Genomic DNA, 19,536 nt, shown 5'->3' with positions numbered 1-19,536 from the left:
GGAGTAAGCCCAACCTCAGCAGGACATTTCCCATGCCAAAGTTCATTCCAATTGCGCTGACCCTCACCCTAACCCTTGCGTCCCAGGCGTCGGCCGCCGGTGACCCGGCCAAAGGTGAAAAACTCTATAACCGCTGCTCGTCCTGCCACGCGATCATCAAAGATGGCGAGGTTCTGGTCAAAGGCGGCATTACCGGACCGAATCTGTACGGTGTGGTGGGCCGCGTCGCAGGAGCCGAAAATGATTACCGCTATGGCAGCGAGCGCCTGCCGGTCGGCATGTTCACCGACGACATGATCCGCGCCGGCGATGAAGGGCTGGTCTGGACCGAAGATAACATTGCCGCCTATTCGAAAGACCCGATCGGTTTCATTCGGGAATTTCTCGATGACGAAAGCGCGCGCCCGAACATGAGCGTGAAGCTGAAAAAAGGCGCCGACGACATCGCCGCCTATCTCGCCACGTTCAGCGCCCCCTGATCAACCATGCGCTGGCCCTGCTCGTCACCACGGCCAGCGCATCTGAATCAGGCTCAGCCCTCGGGGCGGGTCGCAACCATGCTGGGCCGTTCGTTGAACGCAGCAAACCAGTCACTCAGCGCGTCATTGCCCTTGCGCCAATTCCGCGCATCGTGGCGCAGGTCCAGATAGCCCAGCGCACAGGCCACGGCCACCTGCCCCATATCCAGCGGCCCCGACAGATGCGCCATCCAGCGCTGGTTCAGCGCGGCACAAGCCCGGTCGATCTTGCCCCATTGCGCATCCAGCCAGGTGTCCCACTGCTTGTCCTCGGGACGCAGGCGCGCCTCATAGGCCATCCCCACCGCCGAATCCAGAATACCGTCGGCCAGCGCCTCCAGCGTCAGCACGTCCCAGCGCCCGGCCCCCTCGGGGTACATCCCCGCCTTGGCCCGCGCATCCAGAAACGCGCAGATCACGCGGCTGTCGAACAGGGTCGGACCATCCGACCGCTCCAGCGCCGGAATGCGTCTCAGCGGCACCTTGCCCTGCAGCTCGTCCGCCGGAGCCAACGGAGTGGTGGCGACGTTTAACACCTCGACGTCCTCAAGCTGGCCGGTTTCGTGCAGCAAAACCATCACCTTGCGCACATAGGGCGAGGTTGGACTGTGATAGAGTTTCATTCGCGCTCTCCTTAGGTTGCAGCGACCTTACAGGACGGTCATGGAAACAAAACCCGTCAATTGGGTGGGGCGCAAAGCCTCTTGCACAAGTGACCGGGCCTTGGCACAGTCCACCCCGTTCTCAGGGCGGGGTGAAATTCCCCACCGGCGGTATGCGGGCATGATCCGTAAGCCCGCGAGCGGCCCCGCAGTGTCCACGATCCGAAAAGTGGGAACCGGTTTTCGGACAAATCGTGAAACCACCAAAGGGTGTCAGCAGATCTGGTGAGAGGCCAGAGCCGACGGTTACAGTCCGGATGAAAGAGAACGTGCAGCGTGCCGGTGATGCGGCGCGCCTGCCCGTGATCGCCTTGGGTGACGTGTCTGTTACGAAAGGAGATCATGATGACACACACCCGCTATGCTTTTATCAAAGCCAACTGGCATTCCGATATCGTGGACCGTGCGCTGGACGGGTTTCTTGAACTTATCCCCGCCGAGCAAGTCGATGTCTTCGACGTCCCCGGCGCGTTCGAGATGCCCTTGCTGGCCCGCGATCTGGCCCAGACCGGCCAATACGCTGCCATCGCCTGTGCCGCTTTTGTGGTGGATGGCGGCATCTACCGGCACGATTTTGTGGCCCAAGCCGTGGTCGATGGGTTGATGCGCGCAGGCATGGATACCGGCGTTCCGGTCCTGTCGGTGTCGCTGACCCCGCATCAATATCAGGAAACCGAACACCACAACGCAATCTATCGCGCGCATTTCGTGGAAAAGGGGCGCGAGGCCGCGCAGGCCGCGCTGACGATCACCAAAACCCGCGCAAAAGTCGCGCAGGCGGCCTGATCTTCATCTTTTCACAAATACTCAAACGCGCTGCCCACCGGGCAGCGCATCCCGCCCCAAACCGCAAATCCGCTTGAGGCCCCGGGCCTTGCCCGCTAATCACAACCCTCAAAGGAGCACGCCCCATGTCGATGAACAGCTTTGGACACCTCTTCCGCGTCACCACCTGGGGTGAAAGCCACGGGCCCGCTTTGGGTGCGACCGTCGACGGCTGCCCGCCGGGCGTTGCGATTGACGAGACGATGATCCAACACTGGCTGGACAAGCGCAAACCGGGGCAGAACAAGTTCACCACTCAGCGGCGCGAACCCGATCAGGTGAAAATCCTGTCCGGCGTGTTCGAAGGCCAGACCACCGGTACGCCCGTCCAGCTGATGATCGAGAACACCGATCAGCGCTCGAAAGACTACGGCGATATCATGGACAAGTTCCGTCCGGGTCACGCCGATATCACCTATTGGCAGAAATACGGTATCCGCGACTATCGCGGTGGCGGGCGCAGCTCGGCCCGTGAAACCGCATCGCGGGTTGCCGCAGGTGGCTTGGCGCGCGAGGCGATCAAACAAATCGCACCAAATGTGCAGATCACCGGCTATATGACGCAGATCGGCCCGCACAAGATCGACCGCGCCAATTTCGACTGGTCGCAAATTGAACAGAACCCGTTCTGGACACCTGATGCCCAAGCCGCCGAAGACTGGGCCACCTATCTGGACGACCTGCGCAAGTCCGGCAACTCGGTCGGTGCGGTGGTCGAGGTTGTGGCGCGCGGCGTCCCCGCCGGGCTGGGTGCACCTGTTTACGCCAAGTTAGACACGGATCTGGCCGCTGCGATGATGTCGATCAACGCGGTGAAAGGCGTCGAGATCGGCGAAGGCATGGCCGCCGCTGAACTGACCGGCGAGGCCAATGCCGACGAGATTTTCATGGGTCAGGACGGCCCACAATACAGCAGCAACCACGCGGGTGGCATCCTCGGCGGCATCTCGACCGGGCAGGACGTTGTGGTACGGTTTGCGGTCAAACCGACCTCGTCGATCCTGACCACGCGCAAGACGATCACCAAGTCGGGCGAAGAAACCGAGATCATCACCAAAGGCCGCCACGACCCTTGCGTCGGCATCCGCGCCGTGCCGGTGGGCGAGGCGATGATGGCCTGCGTGATCCTTGACCACCTGCTGCTGCACCGCGGCCAGATCGGAGAGAACCGTGGACGGATCGGCTGATCTGCGCACCCGCCTGCGCGCGGTGGTCGCGCAGCGGATGGAAACCGATCCGGCACATGACCTGGCCCATCTGGACCGGGTCTGGGTGAATGCTCAGAACATCGCGGATGAGGCGACGGACCGGTCCGTATTGCTGGCCGCCTGTTACCTGCATGACCTGGTCAATCTGCCGAAAGACGACCCCGAACGCCATCTGGCCTCGCGCAAGTCGGCACAGGATTCAGAGCCTATTCTGCGGGAATTGGGCTATCACGATACCCAGATCAGCGCGATTCAGCACGCCATCGAAGCGCATAGTTTCTCGGCCAATATCACGCCCGAAACGCCCGAGGCCTGCATTCTGCGCGATGCGGACCGGCTGGATGCGCTTGGGGCGATCGGGGTGGCGCGGAACTTTTCCGTCTCGGGCGCATTGGGGCGGACACTCTATGATGCGGCTGATCCCTTTGCTGCGAACCGCCCACTGGACGATCTTGCCTTTTCGATCGACCATTGGAAGGTCAAACTGTTGGCCCTGCCGGATGACATGCTGACCGAGGGCGGCTCGGCGTTGGCGCGGCGACGCACCCAACGGATGGTCCGGTTTCTGGAAGAGTTCGCCGACGAGATCGGCCACCCGTTGCCCGCAGACTGGTCGAATTCCCGCGCCGGACATTGATCTTTGACAGCCAAAGGCGCAGGGTCGCGCCGATGGCAAAACCCTTAACATCGCATCGACCTGTGCTGGCCGTATCGCTGAAACTCAGCGCGCTGGTGCTGTTCACCGCAATGCAGGCGCTGGTCAAAGCCTTGTCGGACGATTTCCCGCCCGGAGAGATGGTGTTCTTCCGCTCGCTCTTTGCGGTTCCGGTGATCATCGGCTGGCTGGTCTATCGCGGTGAACTGGCGCAGGGGTTGGTCGTCAAAAAACCGATGGGGCATTTCTGGCGCGGGGTTCTGGGCACCAGCGCCATGGGTCTGACCTTTACCGGCCTCAGCCTGCTGCCCCTGCCCGAGGTCACCGCGATTGGCTATGCCACGCCGATCTTCACCCTGATTTTGGCGGCGGTCATGCTGGGCGAACGCATCCGCATGATCCGTATCGGCGCGGTTGCCATCGGCCTGCTTGGGGTTTTGATCATGATCTGGCCCCGGCTGGGTGGCAACAACATGGACACCGCCGCCACCATCGGCGCGCTCTGCGTGCTGGCGGCGACCATGGCGCGGGGCTTCGTGCAGATTCACATCCGGCAGCTGGTGCAAGTCGATCATCCCGCCGCCGTGGTGTTCTATTTCTCGCTGACCGCCACGCTGTTGTCGTCCCTGACCGCCTTTTGGGGCTGGACGATGCCGACGTGGGAACAGGCTCTAATACTGGCCTGCATGGGGTTAGTCGGTGGCGTGGCGCAAATTCTGGTGACTTCGTCCTATCGCTTTGGGCAGGCCTCGATGCTGGCCCCATACGATTACACGACCATGCTGTTTGCCATCGTCATCGGCTATGTCTGGTTCGACGAGTTGCCGACGCTTGTGATGCTGGGCGGCGCGGCTCTGGTGATCGCAGGCAACGTGCTGGTCATCCTGCGCGAACGCCAACTGGGTGTGGATCGGGGCAAGGACAAATCGGCCCCGGACCCTAAGGCCTGATCTTTACCTTTGCCGAACTTCGCTTAGGTTGGGCGCAACATCAGGAAAGGTTCCGCGCATGAGCGACGCACAAGATCACAAGGAAAAGATGCAGAAGGTGCAGGCCCAGCACCGGAAAAAGGTCTCCGAGGCCGTCGACCCGGAGCGCGGGCTGGTGCTGATCAACACCGGCAAGGGCAAGGGCAAATCCTCGGCCGCGTTTGGCGTTGTGATCCGGGCGCTTGGCTGGGGCCAGAAGGTGGCCGTGGTGCAGTTCATCAAGGGCAAGTGGAAAACCGGCGAGCGGCGCTTTTTCGAGGAACGCGATCTGGTGACTTGGCACACGATGGGCGAAGGCTTCACTTGGGACACGCAGGACAAGGAACGTGACATCGCCGCCGCCAACGCCGCCTTTGACAAGGCCCGCGCCCTGATGGCCAGCGGTGACTATGATCTGGTGGTTCTGGACGAGATCAACATCGCCCTGCGTTATGAATACCTGACAGTGGATCAGGTGATCGACGGACTGAATGAACGGTCCAACAAGACCAGCGTGTTCCTGACAGGCCGCGACGCGCCGCAAGCGCTGCGGGACTATGCCGATCTGGTCACCGAGATGACCGAGGAAAAGCACCCGTTCCAAGCCGGGATCAAAGCCCAGCGCGGCGTCGATTTCTAAATTTTAGAGCCTGAGCAGCCCCGCCCCGGGGCTGTTACCCCATCGGATTCTCATTGAGAAACCGAACCGATCCGCGGCGGCTTGCGGCGCTGGCTGGCAGAGTTTCCGGCAGGCCACGCTCTGCTTTGGGTGTCTTGTCGACATAGGCGCAGAAGTCATCGTCACAGCAGCAGCCGCAAGCTGTGGCTGCCTCGTGCCGTGCCATGATTTCGTCCAGCGGATCGCCCATGTCTTACCCCGATCATTCGTTTCCGAGGCGGCGGCAAGCTCTCACCGTTTCATGCGCTAAGCCCGCAAACCGCCTCGAAACCCTGTGCCGGATGCCTGCGCATCTGGCGCTATGCATTATCTGACTATTTTAGTCGGAATTTTCAAGGGCAAAAACGCGCCCCAAAATTCTTCGGGGCGCGATGTGACGAGCGATCAGGTCCCCTGCGGCTGCGGGTCCAGTGTGACCGACCACAATTCGGTATCGGCACGATCCATCAGGCGCACGGTCATCTGCTGGGTCGCGCCGTCAATATCGACCAGGCCAAAGAACTGCAGACCAGCGCTGGGGGGCAGATTGGCCCCCTGTTCCTTGGTCGGCGCTTTGACGAATTTCACCTCTGGTCCAAACGTGCCGTCCAGCGCATTCGGACCAAAGGTTCCGGCATGCAGCGGTCCGGACACAAACTCCCAAAACGGCTCAAAATCCTGAAATTGCGCTTTGTTAGGGTCATAGTAGTGCGCGGCGGTATAGTGAACATCCGCCGTGAACCACACCGTGTTGGCAACCTCTTCGGTTTTGATGAAGCGCAACAGGTCGGCGATCTCCAACTCACGGCCCTTCGCCGGGCCGTTGTCGCCATTCGCGATCGCTTCGACCCCTTTCCGGTCCTTCCACCGGTCCCAGACGGTCAATCCGATCGGCATGTCTGAGGCGATGACCTTCCACGTGGCCTGAGACGCAGCAAGCGCGCGTTTCAGCCACGCCAGCTGCTCGGCGCCCAGAATGCGCGACTTGTCGGTGGTTTCATCCTCCATCGACGGACCGTTCGGCCCGCGATAGCTGCGCAGATCCAGAAAGAAAACGTCCAGCATCGGACCGTATGAGATCTTGCGATACACTCGCCCCGGCTCGGCTGGCGTGATCCGCAGCGGTGTCATCTCGTGAAAGGCACGGCCCGCGCGGGATTGCAGAACATGTACCGATTTCTCAGTATAGCGGTTGTCCGAGATCAGGTCCTTGGCATCCGACCAGTTGTTAACAACCTCGTGGTCATCCCACTGGAAGAAGGTCGGGCAGACGGCATTCATCGCACGCACATGCTCGTCCATCATGTTGTATTTCCACTGGGCGCGAAATTCGTCCAGCGTTTCGGCCACCTTGCGTTTCTCGTCGATCAGAGTGGTGTTTTTCCAGATCAGCCGGCCGTCCTTCTCGACCTCGTCCTGCATCGGGCCATCGGCATAAACCGTGTCGCCCGAGTGGATGAAGAAATCGGGCCGGTGCTGCGCCATGGTGGCATAGGTGCGCATCCCTTCGTCATCAATGCCCCAGCCCTGCCCGGCGGTATCCCCCGACCAGACAAAGCGGATATTACGACGCTCGGACGGGGCAGTGCGGAATTGGCCAATAATAGGCTCTGATACGACATTGAAGTCGCTCAGATCAGCGGCCACGAAGCGATAGAAGATATCCTGATCCGGGGGCAGCCCGTCGACCAGTCTTTTCACTGCAAAATCACTGTTCGGGATGGCGTCCATCGGGCTCAGCTTGCGGGCGTCGGCAAAGCTCTCGGTGGTCGACACTTCCATCATCACCCGCGCGGGGCGATCCGTGCGGGTCCAGATCATGCCCGAGTTCATGTCCACATCGCCGGACTGCACGCCATGTGTGAACACCGGGCGCGACGCGGCACGACTGATCGCGGGCATGGACAGAGACGCGGCAAATGCGGTGCTGCGGGCCAGAAAAGCACGGCGGTTGGGGCGAAGGATCCGGGTCATGGGGGCTCTCCTGTCTGATGACCCTTGCGGGCCACGCAATTGGTGAGCGGCAGTGAGCCGCCTGTTTGTAAAACAAGCGGCTCAGAGTCTTGAAAGCATCACGATGGTATTGTGACACCTATGGATACCCTGCTCAGGCGGCAATCCTCTGTTCCGGCGTGCTGAGCGAGATGACGGCGACCACCGCCGCGCCGTTCAGCCAGTAGTATATCGCATCCAGGCCCGAAAACCCAAACAGGCTGGGTACGGCCAGGAACACGACGCCAACCAGCAGATCGACGGCCAGATGGAACTTGTAGGGCAGCACCCGCCAGATACCCAGATGGTGATCGGTCAGCACGGTCAGCACAAAGGCCGCAATGCCGGTTACCACAGACAGCCACAGGGCCATCGGGTTGGATTGCCCCAGCCCCAGAACAAAGGGCAGCCCCATCAGCGCAAAGGCGACGGGGTAATCCAGATAGGCGTGTATGGTGCGGTTAACGAAACGAACAGACATAGAAATTTCCTTTCCTTGCTTGGTATGATCTCAAATTAGGAAAGGACGTTCGGACGTTTAATTCCGGATCGTTCGTGAAAGCTTGCAGATCGTTCAGAAACGGCCCGGATCAGTGCATGGACCGGTAGGCCGCCGGGGACAGGCCGATCTGCTTCTTGAACACCCGCGAAAACGCAGCCTCAGAGGCATAGCCGACCTCGGCCGCCGCGTCAGCCACGTTCCAGCGCGCCTCGGTCAATCCGTGGCAGGCGATCTGCATCCGCCAGTCGGTCAGGTATTGCATCGGCGTGGCGCTCATCTTTTCGGCAAAGAGCTGCGCGAAGGCGGTGCGCGACATCCCGGCCTCACGCGCCAGCGACTCGACGCTCCACTCCTGTGCGGGGGTTTGGTGAAACGCGGTCAACGCGCGTGAAATGCGGGGATCCGCAAACCCGGCAAGCGCGGATTCGCTGGGGCTTTGGTGTTCCAGATGGGCGCGGATGGCTTGTGCAAACAGCACCTCGGACAGTTTCAGCGCAATCAGATCGCCGCCGATGCGGGCGCCATTGATTTCGGACCCGATCATGCGCAGGGTGGCTTCGATCCAGGCCCCGGCTTCCTCTCCGTAGTTTTCAATCAGGATGTAAGGCGGCAACCGGTCGATCAGCATATGCCCGGTGCCCTGTCGCCCCGGTGGACCGGTGAACGAGAAATGGCCGCAGATCAGTTGCGTGTCGCGGCTTTTGTCCTCACCACCGTAAATCAGCACGCCATCGCCTTGGTATCCGGCCTCGTCCAACACCCGCTCAAGCGGCAGTGCATCCATTGGTTTGACCTCATTGCACAGCAGCGCATGGGCGGCGCCATGTGGGATCAGGATCAGGTCGCCTTGCTTCAGACGCAGGATTTCGCCTGTGTTAGAGACTGAAACCTTCAGTTCTCCCCGTTGAACAAAATGAAACCGGGCCACGTTTTCGAAAGCGGGAACCTGAACGCCGAAGGGTGGCGTGAAGGAGGTGCGGAAATAGAATGTGCCCCGCAGGGACAGGCGGGTGAGGATATCGCTGAGCAGGTCCAACATGGGGTAAACCTAACCCCGGCTGCGCATTCGTCCAGCCATCTGAACGATCTGCACAAAATCTTGAACGGCAGGCAAAGAAAAACCCCCGCGAAAGGCGGGGGTCTGGATGACGTCCCGGACCGGATCAGGCGCGGACCAGCGCCTCATATTCTGCGGCGATCTCACGGGTCAGGTCGCCGACCTCGAAGGTATAATCGCCGATCTGCCCGACCGGAGTGACCTCGGCGGCGGTGCCGGTCAGCCAGCATTGTTCGAAATCGGCCATTTCTTCGGGCTTGATGCGGCGTTCATGGACGGTGATGCCCTTGTCTTTCAGCATCTGGATCACGGTCTGACGGGTGATGCCGTTCAGGAAGCAATCCGCCAGTGGCGTGTGCACCTCACCATCCTTGACGAAGAACACGTTGGCGCCGGTCGCCTCGGCCACGTAGCCGCGCCAATCCATGAACAGCGCGTCCGAGCAGCCCTTGGCCTCGGCCTTGTGCTTGGAAATGGTGCAGATCATGTAAAGGCCCGCCGCCTTGGCGTGGACCGGGATGGTTTCGGGGCTGGGGCGTTTCCATTCCGCAATGTCCAGCTTGGCACCCTGCATCTTGGCGTCACCGTAATAGGCACCCCAGGGCCAGACTGCCACGGCCATACGCACCGGGTTCTTGGCCGATGCCACGCCCATATCCTCGCCTGAGCCGCGCCAGACCAGCGCACGAACATAGGCGTCCTGCAACCCGCTGGCTCTCAGCGCCTCTTCCTTGGCGGCCTCGATTTCGTCCACCGAATAGGGTATCGGCATGTCCAGCGCCTCAGCCGAGGCAATCAGACGTTCGGAATGTTCGCGGCTTTTGAAGATCTTGCCGTTATAGGCGCGCTCTCCTTCAAAGACCGAGGACGCATAGTGCATCGCATGGGTCAGGATGTGCACATTGGCCTCGCGCCAGGGCACAAGTTTGCCATCCAACCAGATGGTGCCATCACGATCATCATACCCCGCCATGCGAAACCTCCAGCCTTGGGTTGAATTTTCCGATTGTTGCGCCAATTAAGTCCGATGCGGACATAAAGTTGCGCAGAAACTGCGATTCGATACCTGTCCACTCTTGGAATGTCAACAACGCTGACATAAACTCGGCACGAGTAACGAATGAGGCATACTATGTCGGATACGCGTCCCGCCCAAGTCTTTGGCGGTGAAAGCCTGCTGTTTTTGACCGACGAACAGCTTCGGCAGGGGATCGAGGCGATGTTTTTCGCCTATCGCGGCTTCACCGCGGACCCGGATCGCATTCTGACGCAGATGGCCTATGGCCGGGCGCATCACCGGGCCGTCCATTTCATCAACCGCGCGCCGGGGACAACGGTGAACAACCTGCTGGCCATTCTGGGCGTGACGAAACAGTCTCTGAACCGGGTGCTGCGGACGCTGATCGAGGATGGCCTGGTCGAAAGCCGCGTCGGCACGGTGGACAAGCGGGAACGGCATCTGTTCCTGACCGAAAAGGGCAAGGCGCTTGAGGCCAAGCTGTCCGAGGCCCAGCGCGTGCGCATGCGGGCGGCGTATAAAGATGCAGGCCCCGAGGCCGTGTCAGGATTTCGTAAAGTGCTTGAAGCGATGATGGATGCTGATATGCGTCATGCTTACACGAAACTGCGGGATACCACCTCATGAGCGAAATGGACGCCCATCTGCTGATCGTTGACGACGATGAGCGTATTCGTGATCTGCTCAAGAAGTTTCTGATGCGGAGCGGTTTTCTGGTTACGGCGGCCCGTGATGCGGCACACGCACGGCGTGTGTTGTCGGGGCTGGATTTCGACATGATCGTCATGGACGTGATGATGCCAGGCGAGGATGGCGTCAGTCTGACCCGAACGCTGCGCGAGACCCACTCTACGCCGATCCTGCTGTTGACCGCACGGGGCGAGACCGAGCATCGCATCGCCGGACTTGAGGCCGGGGCGGACGACTATCTGGCCAAACCGTTCGAGCCGAAAGAGCTGCTGCTGCGGATCAACGCAATCCTGCGGCGGATGCCGGAAACGCCCGCACAGGATACGGCGACCAAGATTCTGAACCTCGGGCCGATCCGCTATGACGTGGAACGCGGCGAGATGTGGCAGGGCGAAGAGCCTGTGCGTTTGACGGCAACCGAGAGCCAGTTGATGAAGATTTTCTCGGCACAGCCGGGTGAACCGATCAGCCGCGCCAAGCTGGTTGAGGATCTGGGCCGCGACAAGGGCCAGGCGCAGGAGCGCGCGGTGGATGTGCAGATCACCCGCCTGCGGCGCAAGATCGAGCAGGATCCGAAGCAGCCTCGGTATTTGCAGACCGTTCGGGGGGCCGGGTATATGTTGGCGCCGGATTAAAGGCCGCTGCGCGGCGATTTTTGCCTTCGGCGAGGATATTTTTAGACAGATGAAGATGGGATCCTGATGAAGACCGCCCTTTTGACCCATGCCGATTGTCTTGGACATGTGACACCGGACGGGCACCCTGAGCGCGTGGCGCGGCTGGAGCATATCCTGCATGCACTTGAGGGGTTGGACCTGAACCGCAAGACGGCTCCTCTGGCGGCGGATGATGACCTGCTGCGGGTGCATCCGGAAAGCTACATTCACGATATTCGCCGCGCCCGTCCTGCCGAGGGTTTTGTGCAAATCGACGGGGATACGTTCATGTCCCCCGGTTCCCTTGACGCCGCTTATCGGGCGGCGGGCGCTGTGGTGCGGGCGGTGGATATGGTTTTGGGCGGAGAGGCTCCGAACGCGTTTTGTGCCATCCGGCCGCCGGGACATCACGCCGAGACGGACACCGCCATGGGCTTCTGCCTGTTCGGCAATGCGGCGCTGGCGGCGAAACATGCGCTGGATCATCACGGGTTGAGTCGTGTGGCGGTTGTGGATTTCGATGTGCACCACGGCAACGGAACGCAAGACCTGCTGTGGGATGAGAAGCGCGCGCTGGTAATCACCAGCCAACAGATGCCGTTGTGGCCCGGATCGGGGCGCCCGGATGAAACAGGCGCCTATGATACCATTCTCAACATCCCTCTGGCCCCCGGAACAGGTGGCGTCGAGATGCGGGCGGCTTATGAAACGCTGGCCTTCCCACGCCTGCGTGCCTTCAAGCCGGAACTGATCATCATCTCAGCCGGGTTTGACGCGCATCAGGACGATCCGCTGGCCAATCTCAACTGGTCCACCGGCGATTTCGCTTGGGTCACGGCCGAGCTATGTAAACTTGCCGATGAGCTGTGCGCGGGACGTATCGTCTCGACTTTGGAAGGCGGGTATGATCTGAACGCACTGGCCGAGGCCACCCGCGCCCATGTGGAAGAATTGATGAAGGCAGCCCGATGACCGATACCCCCGTTGATCAGATGACATTCGAACAGGCGATGAAAGAGCTGGAGGCCGTAGTCGGCCAGCTGGAACGTGGCGACGTGGCACTGGACCAATCCATCGCGCTGTATGAACGCGGGGCGGCGTTGAAGAAGCGCTGCGAGGATGAGCTGAAACGGGCCGAGGAAAAAGTGGCCGCCATCACTCTGGACGCCAATGGTCAGCCGACCGGGACGACGCCTGTCGAAGGTCAGTAAATGTTTCGCGAAAGGTTAGCGCAGGATGCGGCGCGGATTCAGGGTCAGTTCGATCTGGTTCTGGGTGCGCTGGACGATCTGGATGTGACCCGGGCGATGGCCTACGCCACCGAGGGCGGCAAGCGGCTGCGCGGGTTTCTGGTGCTGGAAAGCGCGCGCCTGCATGGTGTGGACGAAGGATGTGCGATCCTGCCCGCCACCGCAATCGAGGCGCTGCACGCCTATTCTCTGGTCCATGACGATCTGCCCTGCATGGATGACGATGATCTGCGTCGGGGGCGTCCGACCGTGCATGTGAAATGGGATGACGGCACCGCTGTTCTGGCCGGCGATGCGCTGCAAACGCTGGCTTTTGAGCTGTGCACCCGGCCCGAGGTCGGAATAGCCGAGGTCCGCGCGGCCCTGGCCCTGACATTGGCCAAGGCCAGCGGGGCGCAAGGCATGGTGCTGGGTCAGGCGCAGGATATTGCGGCGGAGTCGGCCTCTGCCCCTCTGACGCTGGAGGAAATCACGCGCCTTCAGGCGGGCAAGACCGGCGCCCTGATCGAATGGTCCGCCTGTGCGGGGGCTCGGTTGGCGCAGGCCAACCCGGACCCCTTGCGCCAATATGCCCAAGCCCTTGGCCTTGCTTTTCAGATCGCGGATGACATCCTTGATGTGGAAGGTGATGCCGAAAAGGCCGGGAAACGCCTGCAGAAGGATGCCGAGGCCGGCAAGGCCACGTTTGTTTCCCTGCTGGGGCTCAGTGCTGCCAAGGCCCGCGCCGCCGAGCTGATTGATCAGGCCTGCGCTGCGCTGGATGGGTATGGTGCCTCGGCTGAAACCTTGAAGGACGCCGCCCGCTTCGTTATTGCCCGGGACAGCTAAGCCAGGAACGCGCCATATGTCTGACCGCCCGAACACGCCCCTGCTGGACCTTGTGAACCGCCCTGCGGATCTCAAGCAGTTTTCGGACGCACAGTTGCATCAGGTGGCGCAGGAATTGCGGGCCGAGACGATCTCGGCCGTGTCCGTCACCGGCGGCCATCTGGGCGCGGGTCTGGGTGTGGTCGAGCTGACCACCGCGCTGCACGCCGTCTTTGACACGCCGCGCGACAAGATCATCTGGGATGTCGGCCACCAGTGCTATCCGCACAAAATCCTGACCGAGCGGCGGGATCGTATCCGGACCCTGCGCATGAAAGACGGCCTGAGCGGGTTCACCAAACGCAGCGAAAGCCCTTATGACCCGTTCGGCGCGGCGCATAGTTCAACCTCGATCAGCGCGGCGCTGGGATTTGCCGTCGCTCGCGATCTGGGCGGTGTGACGCCCGAAGGTCTGGGTGATGCGATTGCTGTGATCGGGGATGGCTCGATGTCGGCGGGCATGGCATTCGAGGCGATGAATAACGCAGGTCACCTGCGCAAACGTCTGATCGTCATCCTCAACGACAATGAGATGAGCATCGCGCCCCCGGTCGGCGCGCTGTCCAGCTATCTGTCGCGAATCTATACCGAGGCCCCGTTCCACGACCTGAAAGCCGCGGCCAAGGGCGCGGTGTCGCTGCTTCCCGAACCGTTCCGTGAAGGGGCGAAACGCGCCAAGGAAATGCTGAAAGGCATGGCCGTGGGGGGTACGCTGTTCGAGGAACTGGGCTTTTCCTATATCGGCCCGCTGGACGGGCACGACATGGATCAGCTGCTGCCGGTTCTGCGCACCGTCAAGGCGCGGGCGACCGGTCCGATCCTGATCCACGTGCTGACCAAAAAGGGCAAGGGATATGCCCCCGCCGAGCAGGCCCGCGACAAAGGCCATGCAACGGCCAAGTTCGATGTGGTGACCGGCAAGCAGCAAAAGGCCCCGTCCAACGCGCCGTCCTATACTTCGGTCTTTGGCAAGACGCTGGTCGAAGAGGCCGGGCGCGATGACAAGATCGTCGCCGTCACCGCCGCGATGCCCGACGGCACCGGGTTGAGCCTGTTTGCGGAACGCTACCCCTCGCGCTGTTTCGACGTGGCGATTGCGGAACAGCACGGCGTGACGTTCGCCGCTGCATTGGCGGCCGGGGGGATGAAGCCGTTCTGCGCGATGTATTCGACCTTCCTGCAACGCGGTTACGATCAGGTCGTGCATGACGTCGCCATCCAGCGCCTGCCGGTACGTTTCGCCATTGATCGTGCGGGTCTGGTTGGGGCCGATGGCGCCACCCATGCGGGGTCGTTCGACATTGCCTATTTGGCCAACCTGCCCGGCATGGTCGTAATGGCCGCCGCGGATGAGGCCGAACTGGTGCATATGGTGGCCACTGCCGCGGCCCATGACGACGGCCCCATCGCCTTCCGCTATCCGCGCGGAGAAGGCGTTGGCGTCGATCTCCCCGAACGCGGTGAGGTACTGGAAATCGGCAAGGGCCGGATGATTCAGAAAGGCGCGCGCGTGGCGCTGTTGTCTTTCGGCACGCGTCTGGCCGAGGTGCAAAAAGCCGCAGAGGCACTCTCGGCCCGTGGGATCACGCCCACCATCGCCGATGCCCGCTTTGCCAAACCGCTGGACCGTGAACTGATCCTTGATCTGGCCGCGAACCACGAGGCCCTGATCACCATCGAAGAAGGCGCGGTTGGCGGGTTCGGCAGCCACGTGGCGCAACTGCTGGCGGATGAGGGCGTGTTCGATGACGGACTGAAATATCGCTCGATGGTGCTGCCGGATACTTTCATCGATCAGGCAAGCCCGGCGGATATGTACGCCGTCGCCGGTATGAACGCCGAACAGATCGAGGCCAAGGTGCTGTCGGTTCTGGGCGTGACAACCATCGGCGAGAAACGCGCCTGAGACCCAATGGGGCGATGCGCGCATCGCCCCGGTCTGGTGCATGACCAAGGCATGACACGCACTGCCGGTTTGAAATCCCGCAGAGCCGTTCCCTGCCATAAAATCCTTGGATAACCGCTTTTGGCTGCGCGCCGGGGGTGAGTTATTGTGAACACAGGATTAACTCGCGTTTCCGGGTGATATTTCTGCCCGCCTAAGGTTCTGCTATAGATAAGAAAAACGAAAACTCCACCCTTGAGCAGGCGGGCGGATGAGAAACATGATTGCGGCGTTGGCGGCACTCGTTCTGATGAGCGTTCCGGCGACATCAAAAGAACTTCGGATTGGCAACGACCCCGGCGGGCGCATTATGGATCGAATGGTCCAGATAGAAATCGCCAATCGAACCGACGTGCAGTTCCGGATTATCGGAGATTATTGCAACTCCAGCTGCACCATGTTGCTGGGCGCCGATGATGTTTGCGTATCCCCCGAAACGGTATTTGGGTTTCACGGCCCTCGCCGGTTGGATCGGAAACAAATGGCGATCGATGAATTCGATAGGAAAAGCGTGACGCTGTCTAGTTACTATCCAGGTCCGGTCAGCACCTGGTTCATGTCCAAAGCAAGGTTTGCCGGTCCGGATGAGCTTTACTTTGTATCGGGTGAATACCTGATCGGTCTTGGCATAAAGGAATGCGTGTAGAACTGCTGTTCAGAGCAAGTGGACCGCACCTGTTTCATGAGCAACGGTGGTGCCTCAAGAGGGACTCGAACCCCCGACCTTGTCCTTACGAAGGACCTGCTCTACCAGCTGAGCTATTGAGGCAAGCGAAGGTTCGTTTAAACGGTCGGGATTGTGCGCGCAAGTCTCGATCTTTGTGATTTTCATCAGCGGGCTTTCAGCGCGTCACGGTTTCGCACCCTGATCTTTTGGCTCGGGCTGTGGCGTCCGCATGTTTCGATTGTGAATTTTTTGTAACGGCGCGTTTCCCGGATTGCTGTATATTCAATACTTCTATAATTCATGAAATATGATAGAACAAATTACCGACCAACTCGCCATCCTCGGTCACCCGCAACGCATCTCGGTGTTTCGCATGTTGATGCGACGCTTTCCTGACACTGTGCCCGCCGGAGAGCTGGCGACCGAGCTGGATATCAAAGCCAGCACCCTGTCGAACTATCTGAACGCGCTGCAACGATCGGGTCTGGTGACGCAGGAGCGGTCGGGAACGTCTCTGCTCTATTCGGTTGATATGAAGAACGTGCAGCAAATGCTGGATTTTCTGGTCCTCGATTGCTGCCGCGGCCGCCCTGATATCTGCATGCCCTCCAGCCAAGGAAATGACGCCATGACGGACCGCAAGTTCAATGTACTGTTTCTGTGCGTGGGAAATTCCGCCCGCTCGATCTTTGCCGAATCTCTGCTGCGCGAACTGGGTGGCGACCGGTTCAATGTCTATTCCGCCGGGACCCAGCCAACATCGGCGCTCAATCCTTTCGCCGTGCAGGTATTGAAGGACAAAGGGCATGATACCTCGGTCCTGCGGTCCAAACATATGTCCGAGTTCGCCGCACCGGATGCGCCCGAGATGGATTTCGTCTTCACCGTCTGCAACCAGGCCGCAAACGAAGACTGCCCCGCCTGGGAAGGCCAGCCGATCAGTGGTCATTGGGGCATGGTGGACCCGGTCAAGGCCACCGGCACCGATGCCGAGAAAAGCCTGGCCTTCCAGAACGCCTATGGTGCGCTGAAACGGCGGATCGAGGCGTTTACCTCTCTGCCGGTCAGAAGCCTTGACCGGATCGCATTGCAAACTGCTGTCGATGACATCGGCAGAACACCCGTTGAGGACCGAAAATGACGACCTACGCACTGAACGGCCTGGGCCGGATGGGAAAACTGGCCCTGAAGCCGTTGCTGGAAACGGGCGCACAGATCGCCTGGATCAATGACGGGGTCGGTGACCCCGAGATGCACGCGCATCTGCTGGAATTCGACACGGTGCATGGTCGCTGGGATGCCGAATTTTTGCATGATGCCGACAGCGTCACCATCAACGGCACCCGCCTGCCCTTTATTGGCACCAAGGACCTGAACGACCTGCCTCTGGACGGTGTGGACGTGGTGATCGACTGCACGGGTGTGTTCAAGACCGAGGCCAAGCTGGCGCCCTATTTCGCAGCCGGTGTTAAAAAGGTTGTTGTCTCGGCCCCGGTCAAGGACGGGCCCACCGCCAATATCGTGATGGGCGTGAACGAAGAGACCTATGACCCCGCCACGCATCACATCGTGACGGCGGCGTCCTGCACCACCAACTGTCTGGCCCCCGTGGTCAAGGTGATCCACGAGAACCTGGGCATCCGTCACGGCTCAATGACCACGATCCATGATGTGACCAACACGCAGACCATCGTGGACCGCCCCGCCAAGGACCTGCGCCGCGCGCGTTCGGCACTGAACTCGCTGATCCCGACCACCACCGGATCGGCCACCGCGATCACGCTGATCTATCCGGAATTGAAAGGTCGGTTGAACGGTCATGCGGTCCGCGTGCCGCTGCTGAACGCCTCACTGACCGACTGTGTGTTCGAGGTGGATCGCGAAACCACTGCTGAAGAGGTTAACGCCTTTTTCAAAGCCGCCGCCGAGGGCGAGTTGAAGGGCATTCTGGGCTATGAGACCCGGCCGCTGGTCTCGACCGATTACACCAATGATGCGCGGTCCTCGATTGTCGATGCGCCCTCGACCATGGTGGTGAACGGGACGCAGGTGAAAATCTACGCGTGGTACGACAACGAGATGGGCTATGCCCACCGTTTGATCGATGTTGCGCTGATGGTTGGACAGTCCCTGTGACTGACCGGCCCGAGGGCCTGTCGGCCTATATCGCGGTCACGGCGGCCTATTGGGCCTTTATGCTGACCGACGGGGCCCTGCGTATGCTGGTGCTGCTGCACTTTCATACGATGGGGTTCTCGCCGGTTCAGTTGGCGTATCTGTTTGTTCTCTATGAGATCGCCGGGATGGGCACCAATCTGGCCGCTGGCTGGATCGCGGCACGGTTCGGGCTGACCTCGACGCTGTATGCGGGGTTGGCGTTGCAGGTGGGGGCGCTGCTTGTTCTCACCCAACTAGACCCTAATTGGGCGATTCCGGCTAAGGTTGCCTTTGTGATGATCGTGCAGGGAGCCAGCGGGGTGGCCAAGGATCTGGCCAAGATGTCCTCGAAATCCGCCGTGAAACTGCTGGCCCCAAGCGAAGGCGGCGGGTTGTTCCACTGGGTTGCTGTTCTGACCGGGTCAAAGAACGCGGTCAAAGGCTTGGGGTTCCTGCTGGGGGCCGCCTTGCTGGCGACCCTGGGCTTTGTCTGGGCCACGCTGGCCATGGCGATTGTGCTGGCGGTCATTCTGGTGGCCGTGATCCTGTTCATGCCGCCGGGCCTGCCCAAGGGGCGCAAGGGCGCGAAATTCTCCGAGGTCTTCTCGAAATCCGCCAACGTCAACTGGCTGTCGGCGGCGCGGGTGTTCCTGTTCGGCGCGCGGGACGTGTGGTTCGTGGTCGGCATCCCGATCTATTTCTACGCGGTTCTCTCGGATGGCACCGAGGCCGGCAACCGCGCGGCCTTCTTCATGATCGGTACCTTCATGGCCGTCTGGGTCATCCTCTACGGGGCTGTTCAGGCCAGCGCGCCCAAAATTCTGCGCGCAACCGAGCGCAGCGAAGGCGACCTGATCCATGCCGCCCGCAGCTGGGCCTCCGCCCTGTTCTGCGTTCCGGCGGCATTGACGGTTGCGGTGCTACTACCCCCGGGGCCGCAGACATGGCTGACTGTCGCGCTGGTGCTTGGCCTGTTGGTGTTCGGGGCGATCTTTGCAGTCAACTCGTCGCTGCATTCCTACCTGATCCTGACCTTCACCAAGTCCGAGCGGGTGACGATGGATGTCGGCTTCTATTATATGGCCAACGCAACGGGCCGCCTTTTGGGCACCGTATTATCGGGCCTGACCTATCAGATCGGCGGGCTGCCTCTGGTTCTGGGAACCGCTGCCGTGATGGTCGCGTTGGCGGCGCTGACTTCGGGCAAGCTGACCGATCACGCATCTGAAGCCTGTTCATGA

At 60.9% G+C, this 19,536-nt stretch carries 22 protein-coding genes, 1 tRNA gene and 1 riboswitch; of the genes, 16 read left to right on the top strand and 7 right to left on the bottom strand.

Translation table 11 applies throughout. The features are described from left to right. Positions 1-32: 32 nt before the first annotated feature. Positions 33-479 carry a c-type cytochrome gene (locus tag ACR0DO_RS08290; RefSeq protein ID WP_480557832.1) on the top strand — a complete coding sequence of 149 codons (447 nt, stop codon included), beginning with the start codon at positions 33-35 and terminating at the stop codon, positions 477-479. Positions 480-532: 53 nt separating this feature from the next. Here ACR0DO_RS08290 and ACR0DO_RS08285 read toward each other — a convergent pair whose 3' ends face one another. After that, the gene (locus tag ACR0DO_RS08285; RefSeq protein ID WP_480557830.1) at positions 533-1,141 is read right to left on the bottom strand and encodes a glutathione S-transferase; all 609 of its coding nucleotides are present in this window, start codon (positions 1,139-1,141) and stop codon (positions 533-535) included. Between the two features lie 113 nt (positions 1,142-1,254). Further along, a riboswitch (FMN riboswitch) is annotated at positions 1,255-1,453 on the top strand. A 72-nt stretch (positions 1,454-1,525) separates the two neighbouring features. Between ACR0DO_RS08285 and ACR0DO_RS08280 the strand changes: the two genes are divergently transcribed. From ACR0DO_RS08280 to cobO, 5 genes are all read left to right on the top strand, one after another. After that, positions 1,526-1,966, top strand: coding sequence for a 6,7-dimethyl-8-ribityllumazine synthase (locus ACR0DO_RS08280; protein WP_480557828.1), 441 nt, complete (start codon positions 1,526-1,528; stop codon positions 1,964-1,966). Positions 1,967-2,091: 125 nt separating this feature from the next. After that, positions 2,092-3,192: a chorismate synthase gene (aroC, locus tag ACR0DO_RS08275; RefSeq protein ID WP_480557826.1), complete on the top strand. Its 1,101-nt coding sequence runs from the start codon at positions 2,092-2,094 to the stop codon at positions 3,190-3,192. After that, positions 3,176-3,850: an HD domain-containing protein gene (locus tag ACR0DO_RS08270; protein WP_480557824.1), complete on the top strand. Its 675-nt coding sequence runs from the start codon at positions 3,176-3,178 to the stop codon at positions 3,848-3,850. The genes aroC and ACR0DO_RS08270 overlap by 17 nt, the downstream gene beginning before the upstream one ends. A 32-nt stretch (positions 3,851-3,882) precedes the next feature. After that, positions 3,883-4,818 carry a DMT family transporter gene (locus tag ACR0DO_RS08265; protein WP_480557822.1) on the top strand — a complete coding sequence of 312 codons (936 nt, stop codon included), beginning with the start codon at positions 3,883-3,885 and terminating at the stop codon, positions 4,816-4,818. A gap of 58 nt (positions 4,819-4,876) precedes the next feature. After that, positions 4,877-5,476, top strand: coding sequence for a cob(I)yrinic acid a,c-diamide adenosyltransferase (gene cobO, locus ACR0DO_RS08260; RefSeq protein WP_480557820.1), 600 nt, complete (start codon positions 4,877-4,879; stop codon positions 5,474-5,476). 34 nt (positions 5,477-5,510) lie between these two features. Here the strand turns inward: cobO and ACR0DO_RS08255 are convergent, their stop codons facing one another. The 5 genes from ACR0DO_RS08255 to ACR0DO_RS08235 form a co-directional block, all read right to left on the bottom strand. Then, positions 5,511-5,705, bottom strand: coding sequence for a hypothetical protein (locus ACR0DO_RS08255; protein ID WP_170672726.1), 195 nt, complete (start codon positions 5,703-5,705; stop codon positions 5,511-5,513). Between the two features lie 194 nt (positions 5,706-5,899). Beyond that, a complete protein-coding gene (locus ACR0DO_RS08250; RefSeq protein WP_480557818.1) occupies positions 5,900-7,468 on the bottom strand; it encodes an alkaline phosphatase D family protein in 1,569 nt (522 codons plus the stop codon). Positions 7,469-7,601: 133 nt separating this feature from the next. Then, positions 7,602-7,967 (bottom strand): hypothetical protein, encoded by a 366-nt coding sequence (locus tag ACR0DO_RS08245; protein WP_480557816.1) that lies wholly within the window; start codon positions 7,965-7,967, stop codon positions 7,602-7,604. Between the two features lie 109 nt (positions 7,968-8,076). Further along, positions 8,077-9,027 (bottom strand): AraC family transcriptional regulator, encoded by a 951-nt coding sequence (locus ACR0DO_RS08240; protein ID WP_170444440.1) that lies wholly within the window; start codon positions 9,025-9,027, stop codon positions 8,077-8,079. A 124-nt stretch (positions 9,028-9,151) separates the two neighbouring features. After that, complete coding sequence (locus ACR0DO_RS08235) at positions 9,152-10,018, bottom strand: branched-chain amino acid aminotransferase (RefSeq protein ID WP_480557814.1); 867 nt, start codon at positions 10,016-10,018, stop codon at positions 9,152-9,154. Positions 10,019-10,177: 159 nt separating this feature from the next. Between ACR0DO_RS08235 and ACR0DO_RS08230 the strand changes: the two genes are divergently transcribed. The 7 genes from ACR0DO_RS08230 (at position 10,178) to ACR0DO_RS08200 (ending at position 16,117) form a co-directional block, all read left to right on the top strand. Continuing rightward, positions 10,178-10,690 (top strand): MarR family transcriptional regulator, encoded by a 513-nt coding sequence (locus ACR0DO_RS08230; protein ID WP_170444446.1) that lies wholly within the window; start codon positions 10,178-10,180, stop codon positions 10,688-10,690. Further along, a complete protein-coding gene (locus tag ACR0DO_RS08225) occupies positions 10,687-11,388 on the top strand; it encodes a response regulator (protein ID WP_480557811.1) in 702 nt (233 codons plus the stop codon). The genes ACR0DO_RS08230 and ACR0DO_RS08225 overlap by 4 nt, the downstream gene beginning before the upstream one ends. A gap of 66 nt (positions 11,389-11,454) precedes the next feature. Beyond that, positions 11,455-12,381 (top strand): histone deacetylase family protein, encoded by a 927-nt coding sequence (locus ACR0DO_RS08220; protein WP_480557809.1) that lies wholly within the window; start codon positions 11,455-11,457, stop codon positions 12,379-12,381. Next, positions 12,378-12,620, top strand: coding sequence for an exodeoxyribonuclease VII small subunit (locus ACR0DO_RS08215; protein WP_058272726.1), 243 nt, complete (start codon positions 12,378-12,380; stop codon positions 12,618-12,620). Before ACR0DO_RS08220 ends, ACR0DO_RS08215 begins: the two co-directional genes overlap by 4 nt. Further along, a complete protein-coding gene (locus ACR0DO_RS08210) occupies positions 12,621-13,487 on the top strand; it encodes a polyprenyl synthetase family protein (RefSeq protein ID WP_480557807.1) in 867 nt (288 codons plus the stop codon). It begins immediately after the preceding gene. Between the two features lie 16 nt (positions 13,488-13,503). Beyond that, entirely contained in the window at positions 13,504-15,432 is a 1,929-nt protein-coding gene (dxs, locus tag ACR0DO_RS08205) for a 1-deoxy-D-xylulose-5-phosphate synthase (protein ID WP_480557805.1), read from the top strand. 250 nt (positions 15,433-15,682) lie between these two features. After that, positions 15,683-16,117, top strand: coding sequence for a hypothetical protein (locus ACR0DO_RS08200; protein ID WP_480557803.1), 435 nt, complete (start codon positions 15,683-15,685; stop codon positions 16,115-16,117). 47 nt (positions 16,118-16,164) lie between these two features. On the opposite strand, the gene ACR0DO_RS08195 is transcribed toward ACR0DO_RS08200, so the two are convergent. Next, a tRNA-Thr gene (locus ACR0DO_RS08195) sits at positions 16,165-16,240 on the bottom strand. Between the two features lie 205 nt (positions 16,241-16,445). On the opposite strand from ACR0DO_RS08195, the gene ACR0DO_RS08190 reads away from it, so the two are divergent. The 3 genes from ACR0DO_RS08190 to arsJ are packed head-to-tail and all read left to right on the top strand — an operon-like array spanning position 16,446 to position 19,536. After that, positions 16,446-17,279: an arsenate reductase/protein-tyrosine-phosphatase family protein gene (locus ACR0DO_RS08190; protein WP_480557801.1), complete on the top strand. Its 834-nt coding sequence runs from the start codon at positions 16,446-16,448 to the stop codon at positions 17,277-17,279. Continuing rightward, positions 17,276-18,274, top strand: a complete 999-nt coding sequence (locus ACR0DO_RS08185) for an ArsJ-associated glyceraldehyde-3-phosphate dehydrogenase (protein WP_480557799.1) — start codon at positions 17,276-17,278, stop codon at positions 18,272-18,274. Before ACR0DO_RS08190 ends, ACR0DO_RS08185 begins: the two co-directional genes overlap by 4 nt. Next, entirely contained in the window at positions 18,271-19,536 is a 1,266-nt protein-coding gene (gene arsJ / locus ACR0DO_RS08180; RefSeq protein WP_480557797.1) for an organoarsenical effux MFS transporter ArsJ, read from the top strand. Before ACR0DO_RS08185 ends, arsJ begins: the two co-directional genes overlap by 4 nt.

It is taken from the genome of Ruegeria sp. AM9 (assembly GCF_056540565.1).
The sequence above is the reverse complement of the archived record's forward strand: the minus strand, read 5'-3'. Positions and strand labels throughout refer to the sequence as shown.

What these genes read in the sequence shown, in the direction of transcription:
- ACR0DO_RS08220 (WP_480557809.1), top strand. Translation starts at nt 11,455, where the DNA reads ATGAAGACCGCCCTTTTGACCCATGCCGATTGTCTTGGACATGTGACA.
- ACR0DO_RS08225 (WP_480557811.1), top strand. Translation starts at nt 10,687, where the DNA reads ATGAGCGAAATGGACGCCCATCTGCTGATCGTTGACGACGATGAGCGT.
- ACR0DO_RS08210 (WP_480557807.1), top strand. Translation starts at nt 12,621, where the DNA reads ATGTTTCGCGAAAGGTTAGCGCAGGATGCGGCGCGGATTCAGGGTCAG.
- cobO (WP_480557820.1), top strand. Translation starts at nt 4,877, where the DNA reads ATGAGCGACGCACAAGATCACAAGGAAAAGATGCAGAAGGTGCAGGCC.
- ACR0DO_RS08280 (WP_480557828.1), top strand. Translation starts at nt 1,526, where the DNA reads ATGACACACACCCGCTATGCTTTTATCAAAGCCAACTGGCATTCCGAT.
- ACR0DO_RS08215 (WP_058272726.1), top strand. Translation starts at nt 12,378, where the DNA reads ATGACCGATACCCCCGTTGATCAGATGACATTCGAACAGGCGATGAAA.
- ACR0DO_RS08285 (WP_480557830.1), bottom strand. Translation starts at nt 1,141, where the DNA reads ATGAAACTCTATCACAGTCCAACCTCGCCCTATGTGCGCAAGGTGATG.
- ACR0DO_RS08235 (WP_480557814.1), bottom strand. Translation starts at nt 10,018, where the DNA reads ATGGCGGGGTATGATGATCGTGATGGCACCATCTGGTTGGATGGCAAA.
- ACR0DO_RS08255 (WP_170672726.1), bottom strand. Translation starts at nt 5,705, where the DNA reads ATGGGCGATCCGCTGGACGAAATCATGGCACGGCACGAGGCAGCCACA.
- dxs (WP_480557805.1), top strand. Translation starts at nt 13,504, where the DNA reads ATGTCTGACCGCCCGAACACGCCCCTGCTGGACCTTGTGAACCGCCCT.
- aroC (WP_480557826.1), top strand. Translation starts at nt 2,092, where the DNA reads ATGTCGATGAACAGCTTTGGACACCTCTTCCGCGTCACCACCTGGGGT.
- ACR0DO_RS08190 (WP_480557801.1), top strand. Translation starts at nt 16,446, where the DNA reads ATGATAGAACAAATTACCGACCAACTCGCCATCCTCGGTCACCCGCAA.
- ACR0DO_RS08230 (WP_170444446.1), top strand. Translation starts at nt 10,178, where the DNA reads ATGTCGGATACGCGTCCCGCCCAAGTCTTTGGCGGTGAAAGCCTGCTG.
- ACR0DO_RS08185 (WP_480557799.1), top strand. Translation starts at nt 17,276, where the DNA reads ATGACGACCTACGCACTGAACGGCCTGGGCCGGATGGGAAAACTGGCC.
- ACR0DO_RS08265 (WP_480557822.1), top strand. Translation starts at nt 3,883, where the DNA reads ATGGCAAAACCCTTAACATCGCATCGACCTGTGCTGGCCGTATCGCTG.
- ACR0DO_RS08200 (WP_480557803.1), top strand. Translation starts at nt 15,683, where the DNA reads ATGAGAAACATGATTGCGGCGTTGGCGGCACTCGTTCTGATGAGCGTT.
- ACR0DO_RS08250 (WP_480557818.1), bottom strand. Translation starts at nt 7,468, where the DNA reads ATGACCCGGATCCTTCGCCCCAACCGCCGTGCTTTTCTGGCCCGCAGC.
- ACR0DO_RS08290 (WP_480557832.1), top strand. Translation starts at nt 33, where the DNA reads ATGCCAAAGTTCATTCCAATTGCGCTGACCCTCACCCTAACCCTTGCG.
- ACR0DO_RS08240 (WP_170444440.1), bottom strand. Translation starts at nt 9,027, where the DNA reads ATGTTGGACCTGCTCAGCGATATCCTCACCCGCCTGTCCCTGCGGGGC.
- ACR0DO_RS08245 (WP_480557816.1), bottom strand. Translation starts at nt 7,967, where the DNA reads ATGTCTGTTCGTTTCGTTAACCGCACCATACACGCCTATCTGGATTAC.